We start from the raw sequence: 19,365 nt of genomic DNA, 5'->3' as shown, positions 1-19,365 counted from the left end.
GGACGAGACGCATGCCCCACTGGCTCTACAAGTCCGAGCCCGCGACCTGGTCGTGGGCGCAGCAGGTCGCCGCCGGGGAAACCGGCACGCACTGGAACGGGGTGCGCAACCACCTCGCCAAGAAGCAGCTCATGGCGATGCAGGTCGGCGACCTCGGGTTCTTCTACCACTCGAACGAGGGCAAGGCCGTCGTCGGGATCGTGCGGGTGATCAAGCCGTACTACCCGGATCACACCGACGCGAGCGGACGCTTCGGCATGGTCGACCTCGCCGCCGTCGAGACGCTGCCGAATCCCGTCACCCTCGACGCGATCAGGGCCGAGTCGGCGCTCAAGGACATGGTCCTTGTGAACAACTCACGCCTCTCGGTGCAGCCGGTGACGGAGGCCGAGTGGGCGCTGGTCCGGGCGATGGGCGGGCTCGGCTGATCGCCGGCCAGGGCATCGTGCGGGGTCGCATCCGCTTCGCGCGAGCCGGACCTCACCGCGCCTGGGGATGCGTCAGGCGGCCCTGGCGGCGGGCGCCTTGGCGCGGACCGACGCCGCGGGCTTCTCCGGCTCCGGGCCGACGGCGACGGCGGCGAGGGTGTCCATCACACGGCTCGCCGGCAGCGTGACGATCACCTCGGTGCCCTCGCGCGGCTTCGACTTCAGCGTGAAGTTTCCGCCATGCAGGTCGACGAGGCCCTTCACGATCGGCAGGCCGAGGCCGGAACCCTGCTCCGCGGTCTTGATCGCCAGCGAACCGCGGCCGAACGAGGACATCACGGTGCCGAGCTCGTCCTCCGGGATGCCGGGGCCGCTGTCCTTGACCGCGACGTACTGGCCGCCGGAGCTGGTCCAGCCGACCTTGATCGTGATCTCGCCGCCCGGCGGCGTGAACTTCACCGCGTTCGAGAGCAGGTTCAGCACCACCTGCCGCAACGCCCGCTCGTCGGCCCAGAGCCGCGGCAGGGTCTCGTCGACGAAGTCCAGGAAGGTCTGGTTCTTGCCGCGCGCCTTGAGCCCCATCATGTGGCGGCATTCCTCGACGATGTGGGCGAGCTTCACCGCCTCCTCGTTGAGCTCGTAGCGGCCGGCCTCGATCCGCGAGAGGTCCAGGATCTCGTTGATGAGGTTCAGGAGGTGCATCCCGCTGTCGTGGATGTCGTTGGAATACTCGCCGTAGCTCGGCGCGGTGTGCGGGCCGAAGACCTCGTTCTTCATCACCTCCGAGAAGCCGAGGATGGCGTTGAGCGGCGTGCGCAGCTCGTGGCTCATGGTGGCGAGGAAGCGCGACTTGGCGAGGTTCGCCTCCTCCGCCCGGCGCCGGGCCTCGTCGGAATTGGCCTTGGCCTCCTCCAGCTCGCCGAACACCGCGTCCTTCTCCGCCCGCGACTGCAGCGCGCCGATAGTCGAGGTGTAGATGCGGCGGGCAAGGCCGAGGAAGAAGATCTGCGAGCCGATCGCCATCGCGACCAGCATCACCGCGTCCATTTGGCGGGTGAAGGCGAGCAGGCACAGGGTCGCCAGGGCCAGCGGCACCAGGGCGGCGACGGCGGCGGCGGGAACGGTGGCGGCCACCATCGTCGCGACCGCGGCCGCGATCACCAGGCCGAACATCGAGAAGTGCCAGCCGCCGACCGCGCCGAGCCCGATCAAAGCCGACCAGCTCAGGCTCTGCAGCACCTCGCCGAAGGCGAAGCGGCGGCGCCAGCGCGCGAGCGACACCGTGTCCGGCTCGGCGCGCAGGAAGCTCCGGCTCATCGACGCGTTGAGGGTGATCATCAGGAAGGCGCACAGCGCCCAGAGCGACGCGACCAGCGGCTCGACCCAGAAGCAGGCGGCGCCGGCCAGCGCCATCGCGAACAGCCCGAGCGGGATGCCCGCGCCGGCGCGATACTGCGCGTAGAGGCGCAGCAGCTCGTAGTCGAACGCCCGTTCGAGGCCCGTCTTCGAGGTCAGCTTCTCGCGGACCGAGCGCATGTCGCGCGCGACGCCACGGCGGCGCACGGCCTCCTCCGACGAAGGACCGCGGCCGCGCTGCACCATCTCGACCGTCAGTTCGGACATCGGCCTCTTCGAAGGCTGGACGTAGGGGGCGCCGGTGCGGGGTGCCCGACCGCAACATGCGGCGGATCGACGATGCGCGGGATGTGTTAAGAACGGCCTGCCGCGAGGGCGAGGATTGTCGCCATCGCGCGAAGCGTGCACTGACGTTCCGGACCGTTCGCGGTTCGTGCGCGGACGCACATCTTGTGGATGCGTCCGAGGATTAGCCATCGACGGCATAAGCTCTGCGCGCGGGAGATCTCGGATGTTGAACCTCACCGTGAACGGCGTCCGGCACACCGTCGACGCCGATCCCGAGATGCCGCTGCTCTGGGCGCTGCGCGACCACCTCGACAAGACCGGAACCAAGTACGGCTGCGGCATCGCGCAGTGCGGCGCCTGCACGGTCCATCTCGACGGCCAGCCGGTCCGCTCCTGCCAGACCAGGATCGGCGACGTCGGCGAGGCCAAGATCACGACGATCGAGGGCATCTCGGGCCGCGTCGCGGAGGCGGTGCAGGGCGCGTGGCGCAAGCTCGACGTCGTCCAGTGCGGCTACTGCCAGTCCGGCCAGATCATGTCCGCGATCGGCCTTCTCACCGACAACCCGAAGCCGTCCGAGGCCGACATCGACGGCGCGATGGACGGCAACATCTGCCGGTGCGGCACCTATCAGCGCATCCGCGCGGCGATCCACGAGGCCGCCCGCACCCTCGCCTGATCCGGCTCGTCCGCGCGTCCCTTCGCGCGGATCGCACGGCCAGTCGCTCGCCCCCTTCGAACGCCCTTCGCCCGTTCCCGAACTGACCGGAGCCACGCCATGCTGAAGATCCGTCAGACGGACCCGCGCTCCCCGCGCGCGACCCGCCGCAGCTTCCTCGCCGGCGGCGCCGCCGCGACGGGCGCGATCGTCATCGGCTTCCGCCTCGATCTGAAGAACACCGCCCGCGCCGCCGCCGGCCCCGACCTGTCGGGTGTGAAGGCCGATCCGAACGCCTTCGTGCGGATCGGCGCCGACGACACCGTGACGGTGATCATCAAGCACCTCGACATGGGGCAGGGCAACACCACCGGCCTCGCCACCATCCTCGCCGACGAGCTCGATGCGGACTGGTCGCGGGTGCGCACCGAGTTCGCGCCGGCCGACGCCGCCCGCTACAACAACCTGCTGATGGGCCCGATCCAGGGAACCGGCGGCTCGACGGCGATCGCCAATTCTTGGTTCCAGCTGCGCAAGGCCGGCGCCGCCGCCCGCGAGATGCTGGTCGCAGCCGCCGCCTACCAGTGGAAGGTGCCGGCGGCCGAGATCACCGTCGCGAACGGCGTCGTCCGGCACGCGGCCTCGAGCCGGCAGGCCCGGTTCGGCGAGCTGGCGGCCTCCGCCGCGACGCTTCCGGTGCCGCAGGAGCCGCGCCTGAAGGACCCGAGCCAGTGGACGCTGATCGGCCAGCGTACGCCGCGCCTGGATTCCGCGGCCAAGACCGACGGCAGCGCCGTCTACGCCCTCGACATCCGTCGGCCCGGCCAGGTCACCGCCGTCGTCGCCCGCCCGCCGCGCTTCGGCGGCGCGGTGAAGAGCTTCGACGACGCCGCGACCCGCAAGGTCGCGGGCGTCGTCGACGTCGTCGCGATTCCCTCCGGCGTCGCGGTCGTCGCCAAGGACACTTGGTCGGCGATGAAGGGCCGCGAGGCGCTGAAGGTGGTGTGGGACGACGGCGCGGCCGAGACGCACTCCTCCGACGCGATCCTCGCCGGCTACCGCGAGCAGGCCAAGCGCCCCGGCCTCGTCGCCTCCGAGCGCGGCGACGCGGAGGCCGGCATCAAGGGCGCGGCCAAGGTCCTGGAGGCGGAGTTCACCTTCCCCTACCTGGCGCACGCCGCGATGGAGCCGCTGAACGCGACGATCGAGCAGGCGCCGGACGGCGGCTACGACGTCTATGCCGGCCTGCAGTTCCAGACGATCGAGCAGGCCGCGGTCGCCGCCGTGATGGGCACCACCACCGACAAGGTCCGCCTGCACACGCAATGGGCCGGCGGCTCGTTCGGCCGGCGCGCGACGCCGACCGCCGACTACATCGCCGAGGCCGCGACCATCCTCAAGGCGACCCGGGCCAAGGCGCCGGTCCACCTCGTCTGGACCCGCGAGGACGACATGTCCGGCGGCTACTACCGCCCCACGGTCTACCACAAGGTCCGCGCCGGGCTCGACGCCAAGGGCGGGATCGTCGGATGGCAGCACGTGATGATCGGCAAGTCGATCATGATCGGCTCGCCGTTCGAGGCGATGATCGTCAAGAACGGCATCGATTCGACCACCGTCGAGGGCGCCTCCGACACCGCCTACGCGCTCCCGGCCTACCGCTTCGAGGTCCACAACGCCCGCGAGGGCGTGCCGGTCCTGTGGTGGCGCTCGGTCGGGCACAGCCACACCGCGCAGGCGATGGAGGTGTTCATCGACGAGCTGGCGCATGCCGCCGACGTCGACCCGCTCGCCTACCGGCTCTCGCTTCTGACCGGAGCCCCGCGCCTCTCGGGCGTCCTCAAGCTCGCCGCCGAGAAGGCGGACTGGGACGCCGGCAGCAAGGCCAACGGCAAGGGCCGCGGCCTCGGCATCGCCGCCCACGAATCGTTCGGCTCCTACGTGGCGATGGTCGCCGACATCACGGCGGAGGACGCCAAGGTGAAGGTCAACCGCATCGTCACGGCGGTCGACGTCGGCGTGGCGGTGAACCCGGACGTGATCCGCGCGCAGGTCGAGGGCGCGGTCGGCTTCGCGCTGTCGTCGGTGCTGCGCAACCGCATCACGCTCAAGGACGGCGTGGTGCAGGAGAAGAACTTCGACACCTACGAGCCGACGCGCATGAGCGAGATGCCCGTGGTCGAGGTCCACATCATGCCGTCCTCGGCGGCACCGACCGGCATCGGCGAGCCGGGCGTGCCGGTGCTCGCGCCGTCGATCTCCAATGCGATCTTCGCCGCGACCCGGCAGCGCCTGCGCTCGCTGCCGCTCGACCTGGCCGGCTTGAAGGGCGTGTGAGGTTCGACACGCCGCGGATGCGGGGCAGGGCGTAGCGTCGGCCCGCTTCCCAGAGCTTCGAACCCAACTGCAACCACGGCGCGGGCCTCGTCCCGCGCCGTTTCTTTTGGTCGCGTCGGTCCGGGCTCGCCGAAGCGCGACGCGGTGCCCATGTCGCATCCAGCATGGACACCGCCTTCGACCGCACCGCCGCGCGCCTGCGCGCCTGCCGGATCTGCCGCGACGCGCCGCTCTACGGGCCGCCGCTGCCGCAGGAGCCGCGCCCGATCGTCCAGGGGACCGCCACGGCGCGGCTGTGCATCGCGAGCCAGGCGCCCGGAACGCGGGCGGACCGCACCGGCATTCCGTTCATGGACCCGTCGGGGGTGCGCCTCCGGTCCTGGCTCGGTCTCGACGAGCCCGCCTTCTACGACGCGAGCCGGGTGTCGATCGTGCCGATGGGCTCGTGCTTCCCGGGGCTCGATGCCAAGGGCGGCGACAAGCCGCCGCGGCGCGAATGCGCCGAGCGCTGGCGCGACGAGCTCTTCGCCGGCCTGCCGCATCTCGAGCTCGTCCTGGTGATCGGCCAGTACGCGCAGGTGTGGCACCTCGGCAAGATGCCGGACGGGCTCACCGGCACGGTGCGGCGCTGGCGCCAGATCCTCGCCGAGCCGCGTGCCCCGCGGGTGCTGCCGCTGCCCCATCCGTCCTGGCGCAACAACGGCTGGCTCAAGCGGGAGCCCTGGTTCGAGGCCGAGCTTCTGCCGGTGCTGAAGGTCGAGGTGGCCCGCGTCATGGCGGGCGGGGTCACGGCGAACGGAGTCATGGCTTCCGGCGTCATGGCTGCCCCCGCGGGGGCGCGATTGACACCGCACCCGGCCGCGTGATCGGGAACTGCGATGCGAGATCAGCCGAACCCGAGCCCGACCGACCCGCGCGACCGCCTCATCGTCGCCCTCGACCTCGACGACCCGGCGGCGGCCCGCGTGCTGATCGACCGGATCGGGGACGCGGCGACGTTCTACAAGATCGGCTACCGCCTGGCCTATGCCGGCGGGCTGTCGCTGGTGCCGGAACTCGCCGCGCGCGGGCTCAAGGTCTTCCTCGACCTCAAGCTGCACGACATCGGCAACACGGTGGAGGAGGGGGTGCGTGCGCTCTCCGGCCTCGGCGCGACCTTCCTGACGGTGCATGCCTACCCGCAGACCATGCGCGCGGCGGTGCGCGGGCGCGGCGCGTCCGACCTGAAGATCCTCGCGGTGACGGTGCTCACCTCCTACGACGAGGGCGACGCGCGCGAATCCGGCTACGCGCTGCCGATCTCCGACCTCGTCGCGCACCGCGCCTTCCAGGCGGCCGAGGCCGGCATCGACGGCATCGTCTGCAGCGCCTTCGAGGCGGAGGCCGTCCGCACCGTTGTCGGCCCGGGCAGCCTGATCGTGACGCCGGGCATCCGCCCGGCCGGCAGCGCCGCCGGCGACCAGAAGCGGGTGATGACCCCGGGCCAGGCGCGCGCGGCGGGCATCGACCACGTCGTCGTCGGCCGCCCGATCACCGCTGCCGCAGATCCGCGCGCCGTGGCACAAGCGATCCTCGCCGAGATGGCAGCACAGGAGTGACGAGAATGACGCGCGGCTACTGGATCGTCCGGGTCGATGTGCGGGACGCGGAGGCCTACAAGGACTACGCCGCCTCGAACGGCGCCGCCTTCGCCGAGTTCGGCGGCCGCTTCCTCGTGCGCGGCGGACGCTTCGAGGCGGTGACCGGGACGGCGCGTGCCCGCAACGTGGTGATCGAGTTCGCGAGCTACGACGACGCGCTCGCCTGCTGGAAGTCGGACAGCTACCAGGCCGCGCGCGCCAAGCAGAAGAACGGCGCCGACGCCGACATCCTGATCATCGAGGGCTACGACGGCGAGCAGCCGAACGTCGGCATCGCGCCGGAGCCGGCCAACCCCGCATCGGAGTGACCGACCCGTCTCAGCGGCCGGCCGGTCGCAGGCTTCGCAGCAGGAACGCGATCATCACGTCGAGGTCCGGCACGGGCGCGTCGGGATACTGGCTGACCAGCAGCGGATGGCTGTAGCGCGCGATCGCCGTGTGCAGGCAGCGCGCCGTGCCGGCCGGATCGTCCGTCTCGAACTCGCCGCGCGCGACGCCGTCGACGACGATCCGCTCGAACACCGCCCCGATCCGGTCGACGTGGTGGCGGCAGACCTCCCAGCTCTCGCTCATCGCCGCCTCGATCATCTCGTGCATGCGCGGGAAGGCGCGGCAGCGCTCGGAGGTGTCGCGGTACAAGGCCCCGATCACCGCCGTCAGGCGGTCCGCGGCGCGCGAGCCCGGGGCGTCGGCGATCGTCGAGATCAGCGCCTCGACCTCGCCGACCAGGCGCTCGACCACCGCCTCGTTGATCGCCTTCTTCGAGTCGAAGAACCGGTAGACGTTGGCCGGGCTCATCTTCAGCGTCTTGGCGATGTCGGCGACGGTGGTCTTCTGGTAGCCGATCTCGCGGAACGAGCGCTCGGCCGTCGCCAGGATCCGGCAGCGCGTCGTCGGCGCGCTCTCGTCGCTCTGGATGCGTTCTAGGTCGACGGCGATGGTCATGAACCGAGCGTATGCCGCAATCCGGCAAAGCGTCAAAATGTCGGACCGCGGACCTGTGAGGAACCGGGCCGCGACGCCCGAATTGGCCCGCTGAAACGGCCCGATGGCGGGGCCGGACCACCTCCAGCAGCGAAGCCGGCACCGATGAAGCTCGAAGGCAAGAAGGCCCTGATCACCGGTGCGGATTCCGGGATCGGCCGGGCCACCGCACTCCTGTTCGCGCAGCACGGCGCGGACGTCGCGATCACCTACAACACCGACGCGGACGGCATCGCCGAGACCGCGCGCCTGGTCGAGGAGACCGGGCGCCGGGCGCTGGTGATCCAGAACGACGTCGGCGACCCGGCCTCCGTCACCGCCACCTTCGACCGCATCGCCAGCGACCTCGGGCCGATCGACATCCTGGTGGCCAATGCCGGGCAGGCGATGAGCGGGATGGCGGTGGCGGACATGGAGGATGCGCGGCTGGAGCAGATCCTGCGCGTGAACCTGATGGGGCCGCTGTTCTGCGCCCGCGCCTTCATCAAGCTGCGCCGGGTGCAGGGCGGCCGCGGCAAGATCGTGATGGTCTCGTCGGTCGCGCAGCACCTGCCGACGCCGGAAAGCGCGCCCTACGGCATGTCGAAGGCGGGCGTCGGATCGCTCTGCCGAAGCCTGTCGCGCGAGCTCGCCGAGGACAAGATCAACGTCAACAACGTCGCGCCCGGCCTGATCGAGACGCCGATGACCGCCGACCGCTTCGAGGACCCGAAGGTGCTCGACAAGTCGCTCGAGCGGATCCCGTGGCATCGCGCCGGGCAGCCCGACGACATCGCCAAGGCGATCCTCTACCTCAGCAGCGACGATGCCGACTACGTCACCGGGCACACCCTCGTCGTCGACGGCGGCCTGACGATGCAGTGGGGCGGCGCCTGAACCGCGATCGGCCGTTTCGACCGCGTCTCTCGGGAAATCTCGGCAACGTTAACAGGATGGTAGCGGACTTCAGTCACATCTGAGGGTATGCTGTTCCAGTTCAGAACCAGAGCCCCAGCGCGCACCATCGACGCCTCCACGCCAGTGGAGGCGATCGAGCAGCTCAAGCCCGAGGCGGCCGTCGCGGCGCGCCTCGACGGCGACGTGGTGAACGCCATCGAGGAAGACGTCCGCTCCGCGATCGAAGGGGTGAGCCGCTCGATCGAGACCGCGCAGAGCGACGTCGCCGAGATGAAGGGCGGCCTCTCCGCGATCCGGGCGCAGATGGACGACCTCGTCCAGGTCTCGCGAAACGCGGCCGCCGCGACCGCGAGCCTTGCCGGCCAGACCGGAAGCCTGTCGACCCTCGCGAGCCAGACCGCCGCGGCCATGTCGCAGGCCGGCGGCCATCTCGACCATGCCGGCGATCGCGGCTCCGAGGCGCGCGCCCTGATCGCGACGCTGGCCCAGGCCGGCGACGAGATCGCCGGCATCGTCGACACGATCGCCGCGGTGGCGCGGCAGACGAACCTGCTCGCGCTGAACGCCACGATCGAGGCCGCCCGCGCCGGCGAGGCCGGGCGCGGCTTCGCGGTCGTCGCCGCCGAGGTCAAGGCGCTCTCGGTCGAGACGGCACGGGCGGCCGAGGAGGTGCGGACCCGCGTCCTGCGCCTGCGGGAAGGCGCCGCCGCCTCCGGCGCCGCGATCGAGGCCGCGGCCGGAGCCATCGAATCGGTCCGCCCGTCCTTCGCCAGCGTCCGGGAGATCGCCGACATCCAAGCCCGCACGGTCACGAGCATCGTCGACGAGGCGACCCGCACCTCGGACCTCGTCGCGCATCTCGACGCGGATGCGGGCTCGGCCAGCGCCGCCGCGTTCGACCTCGACCGCCAGGCGGAGCGCATGCAGTCGGCCACCGCGTCCGCGGCCGAGCAGGCCGGCCGCCTGGGCCAGCGCTTCGTCACCGTGGTCCGCCAGAGCGAACTCGGCGACCGGCGCCGGTTCGATCGTTACCCGGCCGACCTCCAGGTCCGCCTGCCGGATGGGCGCAGCACCCGCACGGTCGATCTGAGCGAGGGCGGCGTCCTGCTGCGCACGCCGGAGGGGGAAGCCATCGCGGTCGGCGCCGGCATCGCCATCGCGATCGACACCGTCGGCGAGGTCCAGGCGCACGTGGTGGCGACGAGCGCGATGGGGGTGCACTGCGCGTTCCAGGCGAACGACGGCGCGTTCCGCGACAAGCTGCTGGCGAAGATCGCGTCGATCCACGCGGAGCACACGCCCCTGATCGTCAAGGTCCAGGCCCTGGCGGCGCAGGCCGCGTCGATCCTCGAAGGAGAGCTGGCCGCGAAGCGCGTGTCGGAGGCGGCCCTGTTCGACACCGACTACCAGCCGATCGCCGGCTCGAACCCGGCGCAATTCATGACGCGGTCGGTCGAGCCGATCGTGCGGTTGCTCGGACCGATCCTCGAGGCGGAACTCGGGCGTGACGAGCGAATGATGTTCTGCATCCTGACCGACCGTAACGGCTTCCTGCCGTTCCACAACCGGGTCTACTCGCAGCCGCAGCGCAGCGACGACCCGATGTGGAACCACGTCAACGCGCGGAACCTGCGCATCTTCGACGACCGAACCGGCATCACGGCGGCGCGTTCAATGCGGCCGGTGACGCTTCAGGTCTACCGACGCGAACTCGGCACCCAGATCATCATGGTGACCGAGGTCGACGCACCGCTGAAGATCAACGGGCGCCACTGGGGCGGCTGCCGGACCGCCTATCGCTTGTGACCGACACGGGCCGGAGGGCCCGCATCACCCTGATCGATCGAACGCCGAAAAAGCAGCCGGCTTACGAACCGAACTGCGAGCCGAGCTGCTCGAGGTATTCGGCGAGGTCGACGCCGCCGACGCGCTTGCCGTAGTCGAAGCGCATGCCCTGGCGGATGTCGACCGCCGCGCTCTTGGTCGTCAGCGTGAACGGGCGGACGCAGACCCAGGCGCCGTCGCGGCGGTGTTCGAAGTATCCGAGGATTTCGTGCTTGGCCATGTCTCGGTCCCGTACGGATTTTCGGGATAACGAGCACGGCCCGACTTCGTTCGACGCGCGCGGAGATTTATCCGCATCTTACCGTCAAGCTTTGGTCTTTGCAGGGCAGCACGTGTTTGCTGCGAAGCAACATGGCGACGCACGACGAACCTTGTTCCGACGCGCATGAGCTGGGCGCTTCGTCGATCGCCGCCTCCCGCGCGTCCCTGGTGCCGAGATGCCGCGCAGCGACACCGCAGACGGCCGCGTGATCCCACGAGCTTGCTGCTTCCGAGGTCCACTCGGCGCGATCACTTCAGCACGCGGTGATGGGTAAGAGCGAGGCCGGTCGCAACGCCGGCCGCTCGCCGCGTTCAGCCGCCCGGCTTGGCGGCGTTGACGAGGTCCGGAGGCGTGATCTCGGGCAGCGCGATCGCCTGCGACGCATCCGGCCGCGTCCGGCGTCGCATCGGCGCGAGGGCCTGCGGCTGGCCGGTCTCGAGCGCGCGCTCGATCGCGGCGAGGATGCGGACGTCGGCCAGCCCCTCCTCGCCGTCCGGCTCCGGCACGCGGCCGTTCAGGATGCAATCCGAGAAGTACCGCGTCTCGGCCCCGAACTGGTCGACGCTCGGATAGGACAGGGCTTCGGTCTCGCCGCCACGGGTCAGCTCGCCCGCGAGCGACTGGCCGAAGGTGAAGCCCGGCGCCATCAGGAGGTCGCCCTCGGTCCCGGCGATGCGGTAGGCGTCGACCGAGTCGGTCTCGTAGGAGACGGTGAACTGCGCGAGGCGGTCGCCGGGGAAGCGGAGCGTGACCGCGACGGTGCCGTGGAAGGCGTAGGGGCTTCCCGGCCGGCGGGCACCGTGGGCGTGGACCTCGACCGGCTCGTCGGCGAACAGGTTGCGCACGGCGTTGATCGGGTAAGTGCCCATGTCCGGCACCGGCCCGGCTCAGTAGCCCTGGTGCGCGCGGTGGTTCTCGGTCGCGACGTGCTGGCCGAAGGTCGCGGTGAAGACCAGCGGCTCGCCGATCGCGCCGGTCCGCACCCGCTCGATCGCGTCGAGGGTGCCGGGCTCGAAGTGCAGGCGGTAGGCCAGCATCAGCCGGGCGTTGCCGCGCTCGGCCGCGGCGATGATCGCCTCGCACTCGGCGACGCTCGTCGCCATCGGCTTCTCGAGCAGCACATGGATGCCGGCCTCCAGCGCGGGCACGGCGAATTCGCGGTGCATCCCGTTCGGCAGCGAGAGGTAGACGGCATCGAACAGGCCGGAGGCCAGCGCCTCAGCGTAGCGGTCGTAGGAGAAGGTGGTTAGGCGATAGCGTTCGCCGAGCGAAGCGGCCTTCTCTGGATCGCCGGTGACCAGCGCCGTGATCGTGGAATTGCCGGTCTGCGCCACCGCCGGCATGAAGGCGGCCTGCGAGATCCAGCCGCCGCCGACCACCGCGTAGCGGATCGCCTTCGCATCACTCATGGTCGCCCCCGGGTTACGCCGATGCAGGCGCAACGCGAGGTGCGAGCCGAGGTTTCCGAACGCTCGCGGCGCGGAGGCGGTTTCGCGTCAGGCGGCGGGCTTCAGGGCGCCGATGTTGTCGTGGAAGTCGGGCCCGTTGGTGGTCTTCGCCACGTGGCCGGCGCGGACGAGGTAGTCGCCGAAGCGCTCGCCCGGATTCCGGCCGCGCGCGTAGGCGGCGAAGAGCGGGTCGAGGGTGTCGCGGATCTCGTCGGCCTTCACGTCCTCGCGGTAGAGCTTGCCCAGGCGCGAGCCGTCGAAGGCGGCGCCGAGGTAGAGGTGGTAGCGCTCGGGGCCGCGGCCGACGAGGCCGATCTCGGCGATGAACGGGCGGGCGCAGCCGTTCGGGCAGCCGGTCGAGCGGATCGTGATCTCGTCGTCCTGCAGGCCGTGGCGGGCGAGGCTCGCCTCCAGCTCGGTCATCAGGTCGGGCAGGTAGCGCTCGCTCTCGGCCAGGGCGAGGCCGCAGGTCGGCAGCGCGACGCAGGCGATCGAGTTGCGCCGCAGGGCGCCGGCGCCCTTGGTCAGACCGTATTCGTCGACCAGCGCCTCGATCGCCGCCCGCTTCTCGGAGGGCACGTTGGCGATGATCACGTTCTGGTTGCCGGTGAGCCGGAAGTCGCCCTCATGCTCGGTGGCGATCCGGCGCAGGCCACTCAGGAACTTCGGGCCGTCCTCGTAATCCTTGATCCGGCCCGACGGCACGTAGAGCGTCAGGTGGTGGCGGCCGTCGTCGCCTTCGGTCCAACCGTAGCGGTCGCCGTTGCCGGTGAAGGCGAACGGCTTCGGGTCGGCGAAGGCCTTACCGACGCGCGCCTCGACCTCGGCGCGGAACGCCTTCAGGCCGTAGCGCTCGATCGTGTACTTGAGCCGGGCGTTCTTGCGGTTGGTGCGGTTGCCCCAGTCGCGCTGCACCGTCATCACCGCTTCGGCGACCTTCACCGCCTCGTCCGGCTTGCAGAACAGCATCAGGTCGGCGGTGCGCGGGAAGGTGTCCGGCTCGCCGTGGGTCATGCCCATGCCGCCGCCGACGGTGACGTTCCAGCCGGTGAGCTTGTTGGCCTTGTCGAGGATCGCGATGAAGCCGAGGTCGTGCGCGAACACGTCGACCTCGTTCGAGGGCGGCACCGCGACGACGATCTTGAACTTCCGCGGCAGGTAGGTCTTGCCGTAGACCGGCTCGAACTCCTCCTCGCCGCCGACGACCTTCTCGCCGTCGAGCCAGATCTCGCGCCAGGCGTTGGTCCGCGGCAGCAGCGAATCGGAGATGTCCTTGGCCAGCTCGTAGGCCGCGGCGTGCGCGTGGGTCTGGGCCGGGTTGGTCGCGGCCATGACGTTGCGGTTGACGTCGCCGCAGGCAGCGATGGTGTCGAGCAGCGCGGCGTCGATCGCCGCCATGGTGCGCTTGAGGTTCGACTTGATCACGCCGTGATACTGGAAGGTCTGGCGCGTCGTCGCGCGGATCGCGTCGCCGGCATAGGTCGTGGCGATGTCGTCCAGCGCAAGCCACTGTTTCGGGCTGATGACGCCGCCGGCGATGCGCAGGCGGATCATGAAGGCGTAGGCCTTGTCGAGCTTCTTCTTGGTCCGCTCCGGGCGCAGGTCGCGATCGTCCTGCAGGTACATCCCGTGGAACTTCACGAGCTGGCCGTCATCGTCGGAGATCGCGCCGGTGGCGTGCTTGAGCAGCCCGTCGGCCAAGCCGCCGCGGAGATAGCCGCTGGCGATCTTCAGATGCTCGTTGTGCGCGAGCCCCGCAGCCCGCGCGGCCTCCGCCTCGTCGATCGGGCGGCCGGTCGGCGGGGTCTCGTAGACGCGCTCGGAAGCAGGCTTGTGGTCGTCCATGGCGGTGATCCGTCTCGATTCGTTTCGACTGCCGACGCATCTCCCTCCCCCCCTTTGCGGGGGAGGGTGGCCCCTGCGTCAGCAGGGGTCGGGAGAGGGGAGCGCCGTATCCGGCATCGTCGCTCCCCTCTCCCGACCCGCTTCGCGGGCCACCCTCTCCCGCAGGGGGGAGAGGGACGAGGTGGCGTCAGTACACGTCCTGCTGGTAACGCCCGGCGCGCTCAAGGGCCGACACCGCCGCTGCGGCATCGTCGGCACTCAGGCCCTTCACCGCCGCGTAGGCGTTCTCGACCGCGACGCGGACGTCCTTAGCCATCGCCTTGGCGTCGCCGCAGACGTAGAGGTGCGCGCCGCCCTCCAGCCACTCCACCAGCTCCTCGCGATGCTGGTCGATGCGGTGCTGCACGTAGAGCTTCTCCGGCTGGTCGCGCGAGAACGCCACGTCGATCTTGGTAAGCGAGCGGTCCTCCAGCGCCTCCTGCCATTCGAGCTGGTACAGGAAGTCGTGGGTGAAGTGCCGGTCGCCGAAGAACAGCCAGGAGCGGCCAGTGGCCTCGACCGCGCGGCGCTCCTGCACGAAGGCGCGGAACGGGGCGACGCCGGTGCCGGGCCCGACCATGATGATGTCGGTCGCCGGGTCGGCGGGCAGGCGGAAGTGGCGGTTCGGCTTCAGGCGGACCCGGAGCTTGGCGCCGTCCGACATTCGGTCGGCGACGTGGGTCGAGGCGACTCCGGTCCGCGCCCGGCCGTGGGTCTCGTAGCGCACGGCGGCGATCACGAGGTGGACCTCGTCGCCGACTTCCTTGCGCGAGGAGGCGATCGAGTAGGCGCGCGCCGGCAGCGGACGGGTGATGCCGCCGAGATGCTCGGCGGTCAGGGCCGCCGGGTAGGTCTCGATCAGGTCGATGAGGTGGCGGCCCTCGATCCAGGCGCGGACCTCGCCGCTCTCGATCAGCCGCTTGGCCTCGTCGTGCCCGGTCGCCTTCACGAAGCGCTCGACCGTGGCGGCCGAGAGGGTGGTGATGTCGCGCTCGGCGAGCAGCGAGCGGCGCAGGGCCTCGTCGCCGGTCAGGCCGGTCGCCTTCAGGATCTCCTCGACCAGGGCCGGATCGTTCTCCGGGTAGATCTCGAGCGAGTCGCCGGGCTCGTAGGCGGGCGCGCCGTCCTCGAAGGCCAGCGCGAGGTGGATCGTCTCCTTGTCCGAGCGCGACGAGTTGAGGTTCACGTGCTCGACCACCTCGACCACGACCGGCTCGCGGCTCGGCTCGGCATCCTCGTCCTCGGCAGCCGTGGCGCGGGCGAAGTCGACCGCCACGACGTTGTCGGCGGCGACCGGGGCCGGCGCCAGCGCCTTCAGCGTGTCCTTGATCCAGGCGGCGGCCGGCGTCTCGTAGTCGAGGTCGAGGTCGGCGCGCTCGGCCGCCCGCTTGCCGCCCAGCGCCTCGAAGCGCGCGTCGAGCGCCTTACCGATGGCGCAGAACTCGGCGTAGGAGGTGTCGCCGAGCGCGAGCACCGCGAACTCGACGCCGTCGAGGCGCGGGGCGCCGTCGCCCATCAGGGCGTTGTAGGTGTGGGTCGCGCGGGCGGGCGGCTCGCCTTCGCCCCAGGTCGCGGCGATGGCGACGAGCTTGCCGGCCTTCGGCAGCACGGCGAGGTCGAGGTCGGCGAAGTCGATGACCTTCGGCTTGAAGCCCTGCTTGCGCGCGAGCTTGGCGACGGTGCCGGCCAGGGCCTCGCAGTTGCCGGATTCGCTGGCGTAGATGATCGTCAGCGGCTCGGCGGCCTTCGGCGGAGCGGCCGGTGCCGCCGCAGGCTGCCCGCCGGCCGCGTCGATCCCGGCGAGGAAGCCGGCGAGCCAGGCGCGCTGGATTGCGGTGGCGCTGCCGAGCACGGCGTCGAGGCTGGCCCGCTCGCTGTCGCCGAACGGCGCGGTGCGGGGAAGAAGGCTTTGGCGTGACATCGGAAGACCATGTCGTGGGGCGGAAGGCCCCTGTCAACGGGAAAACGTCCGTTTTACAGAACGCTTGATTTGGAGAAGGAGTCGATCGTCGTTGCGGCGCAAAAAAGAACTTTATTCTCCGACCGCCACGAGGGTCGGCGGCAATCCCTGGATCTGGCGGCCGTTCGTCGGCGGCGCGGGCAGCGGCAGGGCCGTCGTCGACTTCACCTTCTCCATCGCGAAGCGCGAGGTGACGTTCTTCAACGGCAGCGTCGCGATCAGGCGCTTATAGAACGTGTCGTAGGCGCTCATGTCGGCCACGACGACGCGGAGCATGTAATCGACGTCGCCGGCCATGCGGTAGAATTCCAGCACCTCGGGCATCGCCGAGACGGTGCCGGCGAATCGCTCCAGCCACTCGCGCGAATGGTCGGCGGTCTCGATCGAAACGAACACGGTGAGCCCGAGGCCGAGCTTGACCGGGTCGAGCACGGCGACGCGGCGGTCGATCACCCCGTCGGCCTCAAGGCGCTGGATGCGCTTCCAGCACGGGGTCTGCGACAGGCCGACCCGCTCGCCGATCGCGGCGATCGACAGGGTCGCGTCCGTCTGCAGCAGCGCCAGGATCTTCAGATCGATCGAATCCACGGCCAACCTCGCATCTCGACGTCGCTTCGCCATGCGGCCCATGCAGGGCGCCCATGAGAAGGAACTTCCATTTCCGCGCAACCGATCCCGATTGCGGCGTGTTGCCAGGGCTTACTGCATCGCAGCGCAGGGAATCCGGGCCTCGCGGCGGCGCCTTGACACCGTTCGTTATAGCGAACATCTCAGGGAACAACCAGTGCCCCTGGCACGACCCGGCCCGCGAACGAACAGGCGATGACCCTTCCCACCCCCCAGGCGGCGGCCGATCTCGCCGCCCAGCTCAAGCTCCTCGACCTCAAGGGGCGGATCGCGCTGATCGAGGCGACGATTTCCGGACGCCTCGTCTTCACCACGAGCCTCGGCATCGAGGATCAGGCGCTGACGCACGCGCTCGCAATGGCCAAGGGCCGGACCGAGATCGTCACCCTGGATACCGGGCGGCTCTATCCCGAGACCTACGACGTCTGGGCGGAGACGGAATCGGCTTACGGCATCCGCATCCGCGCCTACGCCCCCGAGCGGCGATCCGAGGAAGCGTTCGTGCGCGAGTCCGGTATCAACGGCTTCCGCCACTCGGTCGAGGCGCGGCAGGCCTGCTGCGGCTTCCGCAAGGTCGAGCCGCTGGGCCGCGCCCTCGACGGGGCGGCCGGCTGGCTCACCGGCCTGCGCGCCGGCCAGTCCGCCAACCGCGCCGACACGCCGCTCGCGGAGTTCGACGAGAGCCGCAACTTGATCAAGCTCAATCCGCTGGCCGACTGGACGCGCGAGGACGTCGACCGTTTCGTGCGCGACAACTACGTGCCCTACAACGTGCTGCACGATCGCGGCTTCCCCTCCATCGGCTGCGCCCCGTGCACCCGTGCCGTCCGCGTCGGCGAGCCGGAGCGTGCCGGCCGCTGGTGGTGGGAGCAGGAATCCAAGAAGGAATGCGGCCTGCACGTCCACGTGCCCGAGGCCGACGTCGCGCCCGGCGAGGAAGCCGCGGCATTCGAGACCACGCAATCCCACAGACCGGAGATGGCCCGATGAGCGCCGCACCCGCGATCCAGGCGCAAGCCGGCAGCCGCCTCACGCACCTGCAGCGGCTGGAAGCCGAGAGCATCCACATCTTCTGGGAGACGGTCGCCGAGACCGAGAACCCAGTGATGCTCTACTCGATCGGCAAGGATTCGTCGGTGCTGCTGCACTTGGCGCTGAAGGCGTTCGCCCCCGGCCGCCTGCCGTTCCCGCTGATGCACATCGACACGACCTGGAAGTTCCGCGAGATGATCGCCTTCCGCGACGCCCGCGCGAAGGAGCTCGGCCTCGACCTGATCGTCCACACCAACCAGGACGGGCTCGCCCGCGGCGTCGGCCCGATCAGCCACGGCTCGGAAGTCCACACCGACGTGATGAAGACTCAGGCGCTGCGGCAGGCGCTCGACAAGCACAAGTTCGACGCGGCCTTCGGCGGCGCCCGCCGCGACGAGGAGGCCTCGCGCGCCAAGGAGCGGATCGTCTCCCTGCGCACGGCCCAGCACCGCTGGGACCCGAAGCGCCAGCGGGCCGAGCCCTGGCACCTCTACAACCTGCGCAAGAAGCGCGGCGAGAGCCTGCGCATCTTCCCGCTCTCCAATTGGACCGAACTCGATATCTGGCTCTACATCGAGCAGGAGCGGATCCCGATCGTGCCGCTCTACTTCGCAGAGCCGCGGCCGGTGGTCGAGCGCGACGGGCAGCTGATCATGGTCGACGACGACCGCCTGCCGCTGGAGCCCGGCGAGACGCCGACCTTGCGCAAGGTCCGCTTCCGCACGCTCGGCGACTATCCGCTCACCGGCGCGGTCGAGAGCGGCGCCGACACGCTGCCGGCGATCATCGGCGAGACGCTGGCCGCCCGCACCTCGGAGCGGCAGGGCCGGGTGATCGACAAGGACGGCGCCGGCGCCATGGAGCGCAAGAAGCAGGAAGGCTACTTCTGATGACGGTCCACCCCTCCAAGGACGCGTTCGACGCGCCCGAGTTCGGCTACGCGTCGTTCCTGGCCGCGCATCAGAGCAAGGAAGTCCTGCGCTTCATCGCCTGCGGCTCGGTGGACGACGGCAAGTCGACGCTGATCGGCCGCCTGCTGCACGACACCAAGCAGATCTTCGACGACCAGATCACCGCGCTCCAGCGCGATTCGAAGAAGCACGGCACGCAAGGGCAGGAGGTCGACCTGGCGCTTCTCGTCGACGGCCTCCAGGCCGAGCGCGAGCAGGGCATCACCATCGACGTCGCCTATCGGTTCTTCTCCACCGACAAGCGCTCGTTCATCGTCGCCGACACGCCAGGCCACGAGCAGTACACCCGCAACATGGCCACCGGCGCCTCGACCGCCGACGTGGCTGTGATCCTGGTCGACGCCCGCCAGGGCCTGACCCGCCAGACCCGGCGCCATGCCCTGCTGGTCTCGATGCTCGGCATCCGCCGCGTCGTGCTCGCCATCAACAAGATGGACCTCGTCGGCTGGTCGCAGGCCACCTTCGACGGGCTGGTGGCGGGCTTCTCCGCCTTCACCCGGGATTTCGGCTTCGTCGAGGTCCGGGCGATCCCGCTCTCGGCCAAGAACGGCGACAACGTCGTGCTGCCGGCGGTCTCCGCGCCGTGGTACCAGGGCGGCCCGTTGCTGGCCTATCTCGAGAGCGTGCCGGTGCACGAGGAGGCGCTGGCCGCGCCGTTCCGCATGGCGGTGCAGTGGGTTAACCGGCCGAACTCGGAGTTCCGCGGGTTCTCGGGCCTCATCGCCGCCGGCACGGTGAAGCCGGGCGA

General features: G+C 70.3%; 19 protein-coding genes. 11 read left to right on the top strand and 8 right to left on the bottom strand.

The annotated features are described in order from the left end of the window. The first annotated feature begins 11 nt into the window (after positions 1-11). Positions 12-428, top strand: coding sequence for an EVE domain-containing protein (locus tag MKK55_RS10850; protein WP_243934664.1), 417 nt, complete (start codon positions 12-14; stop codon positions 426-428). A 72-nt stretch (positions 429-500) separates the two neighbouring features. Here MKK55_RS10850 and MKK55_RS10845 read toward each other — a convergent pair whose 3' ends face one another. Beyond that, the gene (locus tag MKK55_RS10845; protein WP_243934663.1) at positions 501-2,051 is read right to left on the bottom strand and encodes a sensor histidine kinase; all 1,551 of its coding nucleotides are present in this window, start codon (positions 2,049-2,051) and stop codon (positions 501-503) included. Between the two features lie 244 nt (positions 2,052-2,295). Here MKK55_RS10845 and MKK55_RS10840 point away from each other — a divergent pair, with 244 nt between their 5' ends. From MKK55_RS10840 to MKK55_RS10820, 5 genes are all read left to right on the top strand, one after another. Next, positions 2,296-2,751: a (2Fe-2S)-binding protein gene (locus MKK55_RS10840; protein ID WP_147726027.1), complete on the top strand. Its 456-nt coding sequence runs from the start codon at positions 2,296-2,298 to the stop codon at positions 2,749-2,751. Between the two features lie 99 nt (positions 2,752-2,850). After that, positions 2,851-5,067 (top strand): xanthine dehydrogenase family protein molybdopterin-binding subunit, encoded by a 2,217-nt coding sequence (locus tag MKK55_RS10835; protein ID WP_243934662.1) that lies wholly within the window; start codon positions 2,851-2,853, stop codon positions 5,065-5,067. A gap of 164 nt (positions 5,068-5,231) precedes the next feature. Continuing rightward, positions 5,232-5,933, top strand: a complete 702-nt coding sequence (locus MKK55_RS10830) for a uracil-DNA glycosylase family protein (protein WP_243934660.1) — start codon at positions 5,232-5,234, stop codon at positions 5,931-5,933. Between the two features lie 12 nt (positions 5,934-5,945). Further along, the gene (gene pyrF / locus MKK55_RS10825; protein WP_243934658.1) at positions 5,946-6,665 is read left to right on the top strand and encodes an orotidine-5'-phosphate decarboxylase; all 720 of its coding nucleotides are present in this window, start codon (positions 5,946-5,948) and stop codon (positions 6,663-6,665) included. A 5-nt stretch (positions 6,666-6,670) separates the two neighbouring features. Further along, positions 6,671-7,015, top strand: a complete 345-nt coding sequence (locus MKK55_RS10820; protein ID WP_147726031.1) for a DUF1330 domain-containing protein — start codon at positions 6,671-6,673, stop codon at positions 7,013-7,015. 10 nt (positions 7,016-7,025) lie between these two features. Here the strand turns inward: MKK55_RS10820 and MKK55_RS10815 are convergent, their stop codons facing one another. Further along, positions 7,026-7,652, bottom strand: coding sequence for a TetR/AcrR family transcriptional regulator (locus MKK55_RS10815; protein WP_147726032.1), 627 nt, complete (start codon positions 7,650-7,652; stop codon positions 7,026-7,028). A gap of 144 nt (positions 7,653-7,796) precedes the next feature. Between MKK55_RS10815 and MKK55_RS10810 the strand changes: the two genes are divergently transcribed. Both MKK55_RS10810 and MKK55_RS10805 read left to right on the top strand, forming a co-directional pair. Continuing rightward, entirely contained in the window at positions 7,797-8,567 is a 771-nt protein-coding gene (locus MKK55_RS10810; protein ID WP_243934380.1) for an SDR family NAD(P)-dependent oxidoreductase, read from the top strand. Positions 8,568-8,654: 87 nt separating this feature from the next. Beyond that, positions 8,655-10,394 (top strand): methyl-accepting chemotaxis protein, encoded by a 1,740-nt coding sequence (locus MKK55_RS10805; protein ID WP_243934656.1) that lies wholly within the window; start codon positions 8,655-8,657, stop codon positions 10,392-10,394. Between the two features lie 61 nt (positions 10,395-10,455). On the opposite strand, the gene MKK55_RS10800 is transcribed toward MKK55_RS10805, so the two are convergent. From MKK55_RS10800 to MKK55_RS10775, 6 genes are all read right to left on the bottom strand, one after another. Next, entirely contained in the window at positions 10,456-10,653 is a 198-nt protein-coding gene (locus tag MKK55_RS10800) for a hypothetical protein (protein WP_147842373.1), read from the bottom strand. Positions 10,654-11,006: 353 nt separating this feature from the next. After that, positions 11,007-11,573 carry a Gfo/Idh/MocA family oxidoreductase gene (locus MKK55_RS10795; protein ID WP_313898960.1) on the bottom strand — a complete coding sequence of 189 codons (567 nt, stop codon included), beginning with the start codon at positions 11,571-11,573 and terminating at the stop codon, positions 11,007-11,009. Positions 11,574-11,582: 9 nt separating this feature from the next. After that, positions 11,583-12,104, bottom strand: a complete 522-nt coding sequence (locus MKK55_RS10790; RefSeq protein ID WP_243934651.1) for a Gfo/Idh/MocA family protein — start codon at positions 12,102-12,104, stop codon at positions 11,583-11,585. Between the two features lie 87 nt (positions 12,105-12,191). Next, positions 12,192-13,988 carry an NADPH-dependent assimilatory sulfite reductase hemoprotein subunit gene (locus MKK55_RS10785; protein WP_243934650.1) on the bottom strand — a complete coding sequence of 599 codons (1,797 nt, stop codon included), beginning with the start codon at positions 13,986-13,988 and terminating at the stop codon, positions 12,192-12,194. A gap of 187 nt (positions 13,989-14,175) precedes the next feature. Further along, complete coding sequence (locus MKK55_RS10780; RefSeq protein ID WP_243934649.1) at positions 14,176-15,948, bottom strand: sulfite reductase flavoprotein subunit alpha; 1,773 nt, start codon at positions 15,946-15,948, stop codon at positions 14,176-14,178. Between the two features lie 111 nt (positions 15,949-16,059). After that, a complete protein-coding gene (locus MKK55_RS10775) occupies positions 16,060-16,575 on the bottom strand; it encodes an Lrp/AsnC family transcriptional regulator (protein WP_147725948.1) in 516 nt (171 codons plus the stop codon). 234 nt (positions 16,576-16,809) lie between these two features. Here MKK55_RS10775 and MKK55_RS10770 point away from each other — a divergent pair, with 234 nt between their 5' ends. The 3 genes from MKK55_RS10770 to MKK55_RS10760 all read left to right on the top strand — a co-directional run. Beyond that, a complete protein-coding gene (locus MKK55_RS10770) occupies positions 16,810-17,604 on the top strand; it encodes a phosphoadenylyl-sulfate reductase (protein WP_243934372.1) in 795 nt (264 codons plus the stop codon). Continuing rightward, positions 17,601-18,536: a sulfate adenylyltransferase subunit CysD gene (gene cysD, locus MKK55_RS10765; RefSeq protein ID WP_243934648.1), complete on the top strand. Its 936-nt coding sequence runs from the start codon at positions 17,601-17,603 to the stop codon at positions 18,534-18,536. Before MKK55_RS10770 ends, cysD begins: the two co-directional genes overlap by 4 nt. Beyond that, on the top strand, positions 18,536-19,365 hold an 830-nt coding region (locus MKK55_RS10760; RefSeq protein ID WP_243934647.1), incomplete at its 3' end, for a sulfate adenylyltransferase subunit 1. The genes cysD and MKK55_RS10760, both read left to right, overlap by 1 nt.

It is taken from the genome of Methylobacterium sp. J-059, assembly GCF_022829485.1.
In the GTDB taxonomy this organism is placed as follows: Bacteria; Pseudomonadota; Alphaproteobacteria; order Rhizobiales; family Beijerinckiaceae; genus Methylobacterium.
Note: the sequence above shows the minus strand (reverse complement) of the source record. Positions and strands in the feature narration are given on the sequence as shown.

Bases quoted from the DNA above. Each gene is read 5' to 3' on its own strand.
- MKK55_RS10800 (WP_147842373.1), bottom strand. From the start codon at position 10,653: ATGGCCAAGCACGAAATCCTCGGATACTTCGAACACCGCCGCGACGGC.
- MKK55_RS10785 (WP_243934650.1), bottom strand. From the start codon at position 13,988: ATGGACGACCACAAGCCTGCTTCCGAGCGCGTCTACGAGACCCCGCCG.
- MKK55_RS10840 (WP_147726027.1), top strand. From the start codon at position 2,296: ATGTTGAACCTCACCGTGAACGGCGTCCGGCACACCGTCGACGCCGAT.
- MKK55_RS10770 (WP_243934372.1), top strand. From the start codon at position 16,810: ATGACCCTTCCCACCCCCCAGGCGGCGGCCGATCTCGCCGCCCAGCTC.
- MKK55_RS10810 (WP_243934380.1), top strand. From the start codon at position 7,797: ATGAAGCTCGAAGGCAAGAAGGCCCTGATCACCGGTGCGGATTCCGGG.
- MKK55_RS10820 (WP_147726031.1), top strand. From the start codon at position 6,671: ATGACGCGCGGCTACTGGATCGTCCGGGTCGATGTGCGGGACGCGGAG.
- cysD (WP_243934648.1), top strand. From the start codon at position 17,601: ATGAGCGCCGCACCCGCGATCCAGGCGCAAGCCGGCAGCCGCCTCACG.
- MKK55_RS10805 (WP_243934656.1), top strand. From the start codon at position 8,655: ATGCTGTTCCAGTTCAGAACCAGAGCCCCAGCGCGCACCATCGACGCC.
- MKK55_RS10790 (WP_243934651.1), bottom strand. From the start codon at position 12,104: ATGAGTGATGCGAAGGCGATCCGCTACGCGGTGGTCGGCGGCGGCTGG.
- MKK55_RS10780 (WP_243934649.1), bottom strand. From the start codon at position 15,948: ATGTCACGCCAAAGCCTTCTTCCCCGCACCGCGCCGTTCGGCGACAGC.
- pyrF (WP_243934658.1), top strand. From the start codon at position 5,946: ATGCGAGATCAGCCGAACCCGAGCCCGACCGACCCGCGCGACCGCCTC.
- MKK55_RS10845 (WP_243934663.1), bottom strand. From the start codon at position 2,051: ATGTCCGAACTGACGGTCGAGATGGTGCAGCGCGGCCGCGGTCCTTCG.
- MKK55_RS10835 (WP_243934662.1), top strand. From the start codon at position 2,851: ATGCTGAAGATCCGTCAGACGGACCCGCGCTCCCCGCGCGCGACCCGC.
- MKK55_RS10830 (WP_243934660.1), top strand. From the start codon at position 5,232: ATGGACACCGCCTTCGACCGCACCGCCGCGCGCCTGCGCGCCTGCCGG.
- MKK55_RS10850 (WP_243934664.1), top strand. From the start codon at position 12: ATGCCCCACTGGCTCTACAAGTCCGAGCCCGCGACCTGGTCGTGGGCG.
- MKK55_RS10815 (WP_147726032.1), bottom strand. From the start codon at position 7,652: ATGACCATCGCCGTCGACCTAGAACGCATCCAGAGCGACGAGAGCGCG.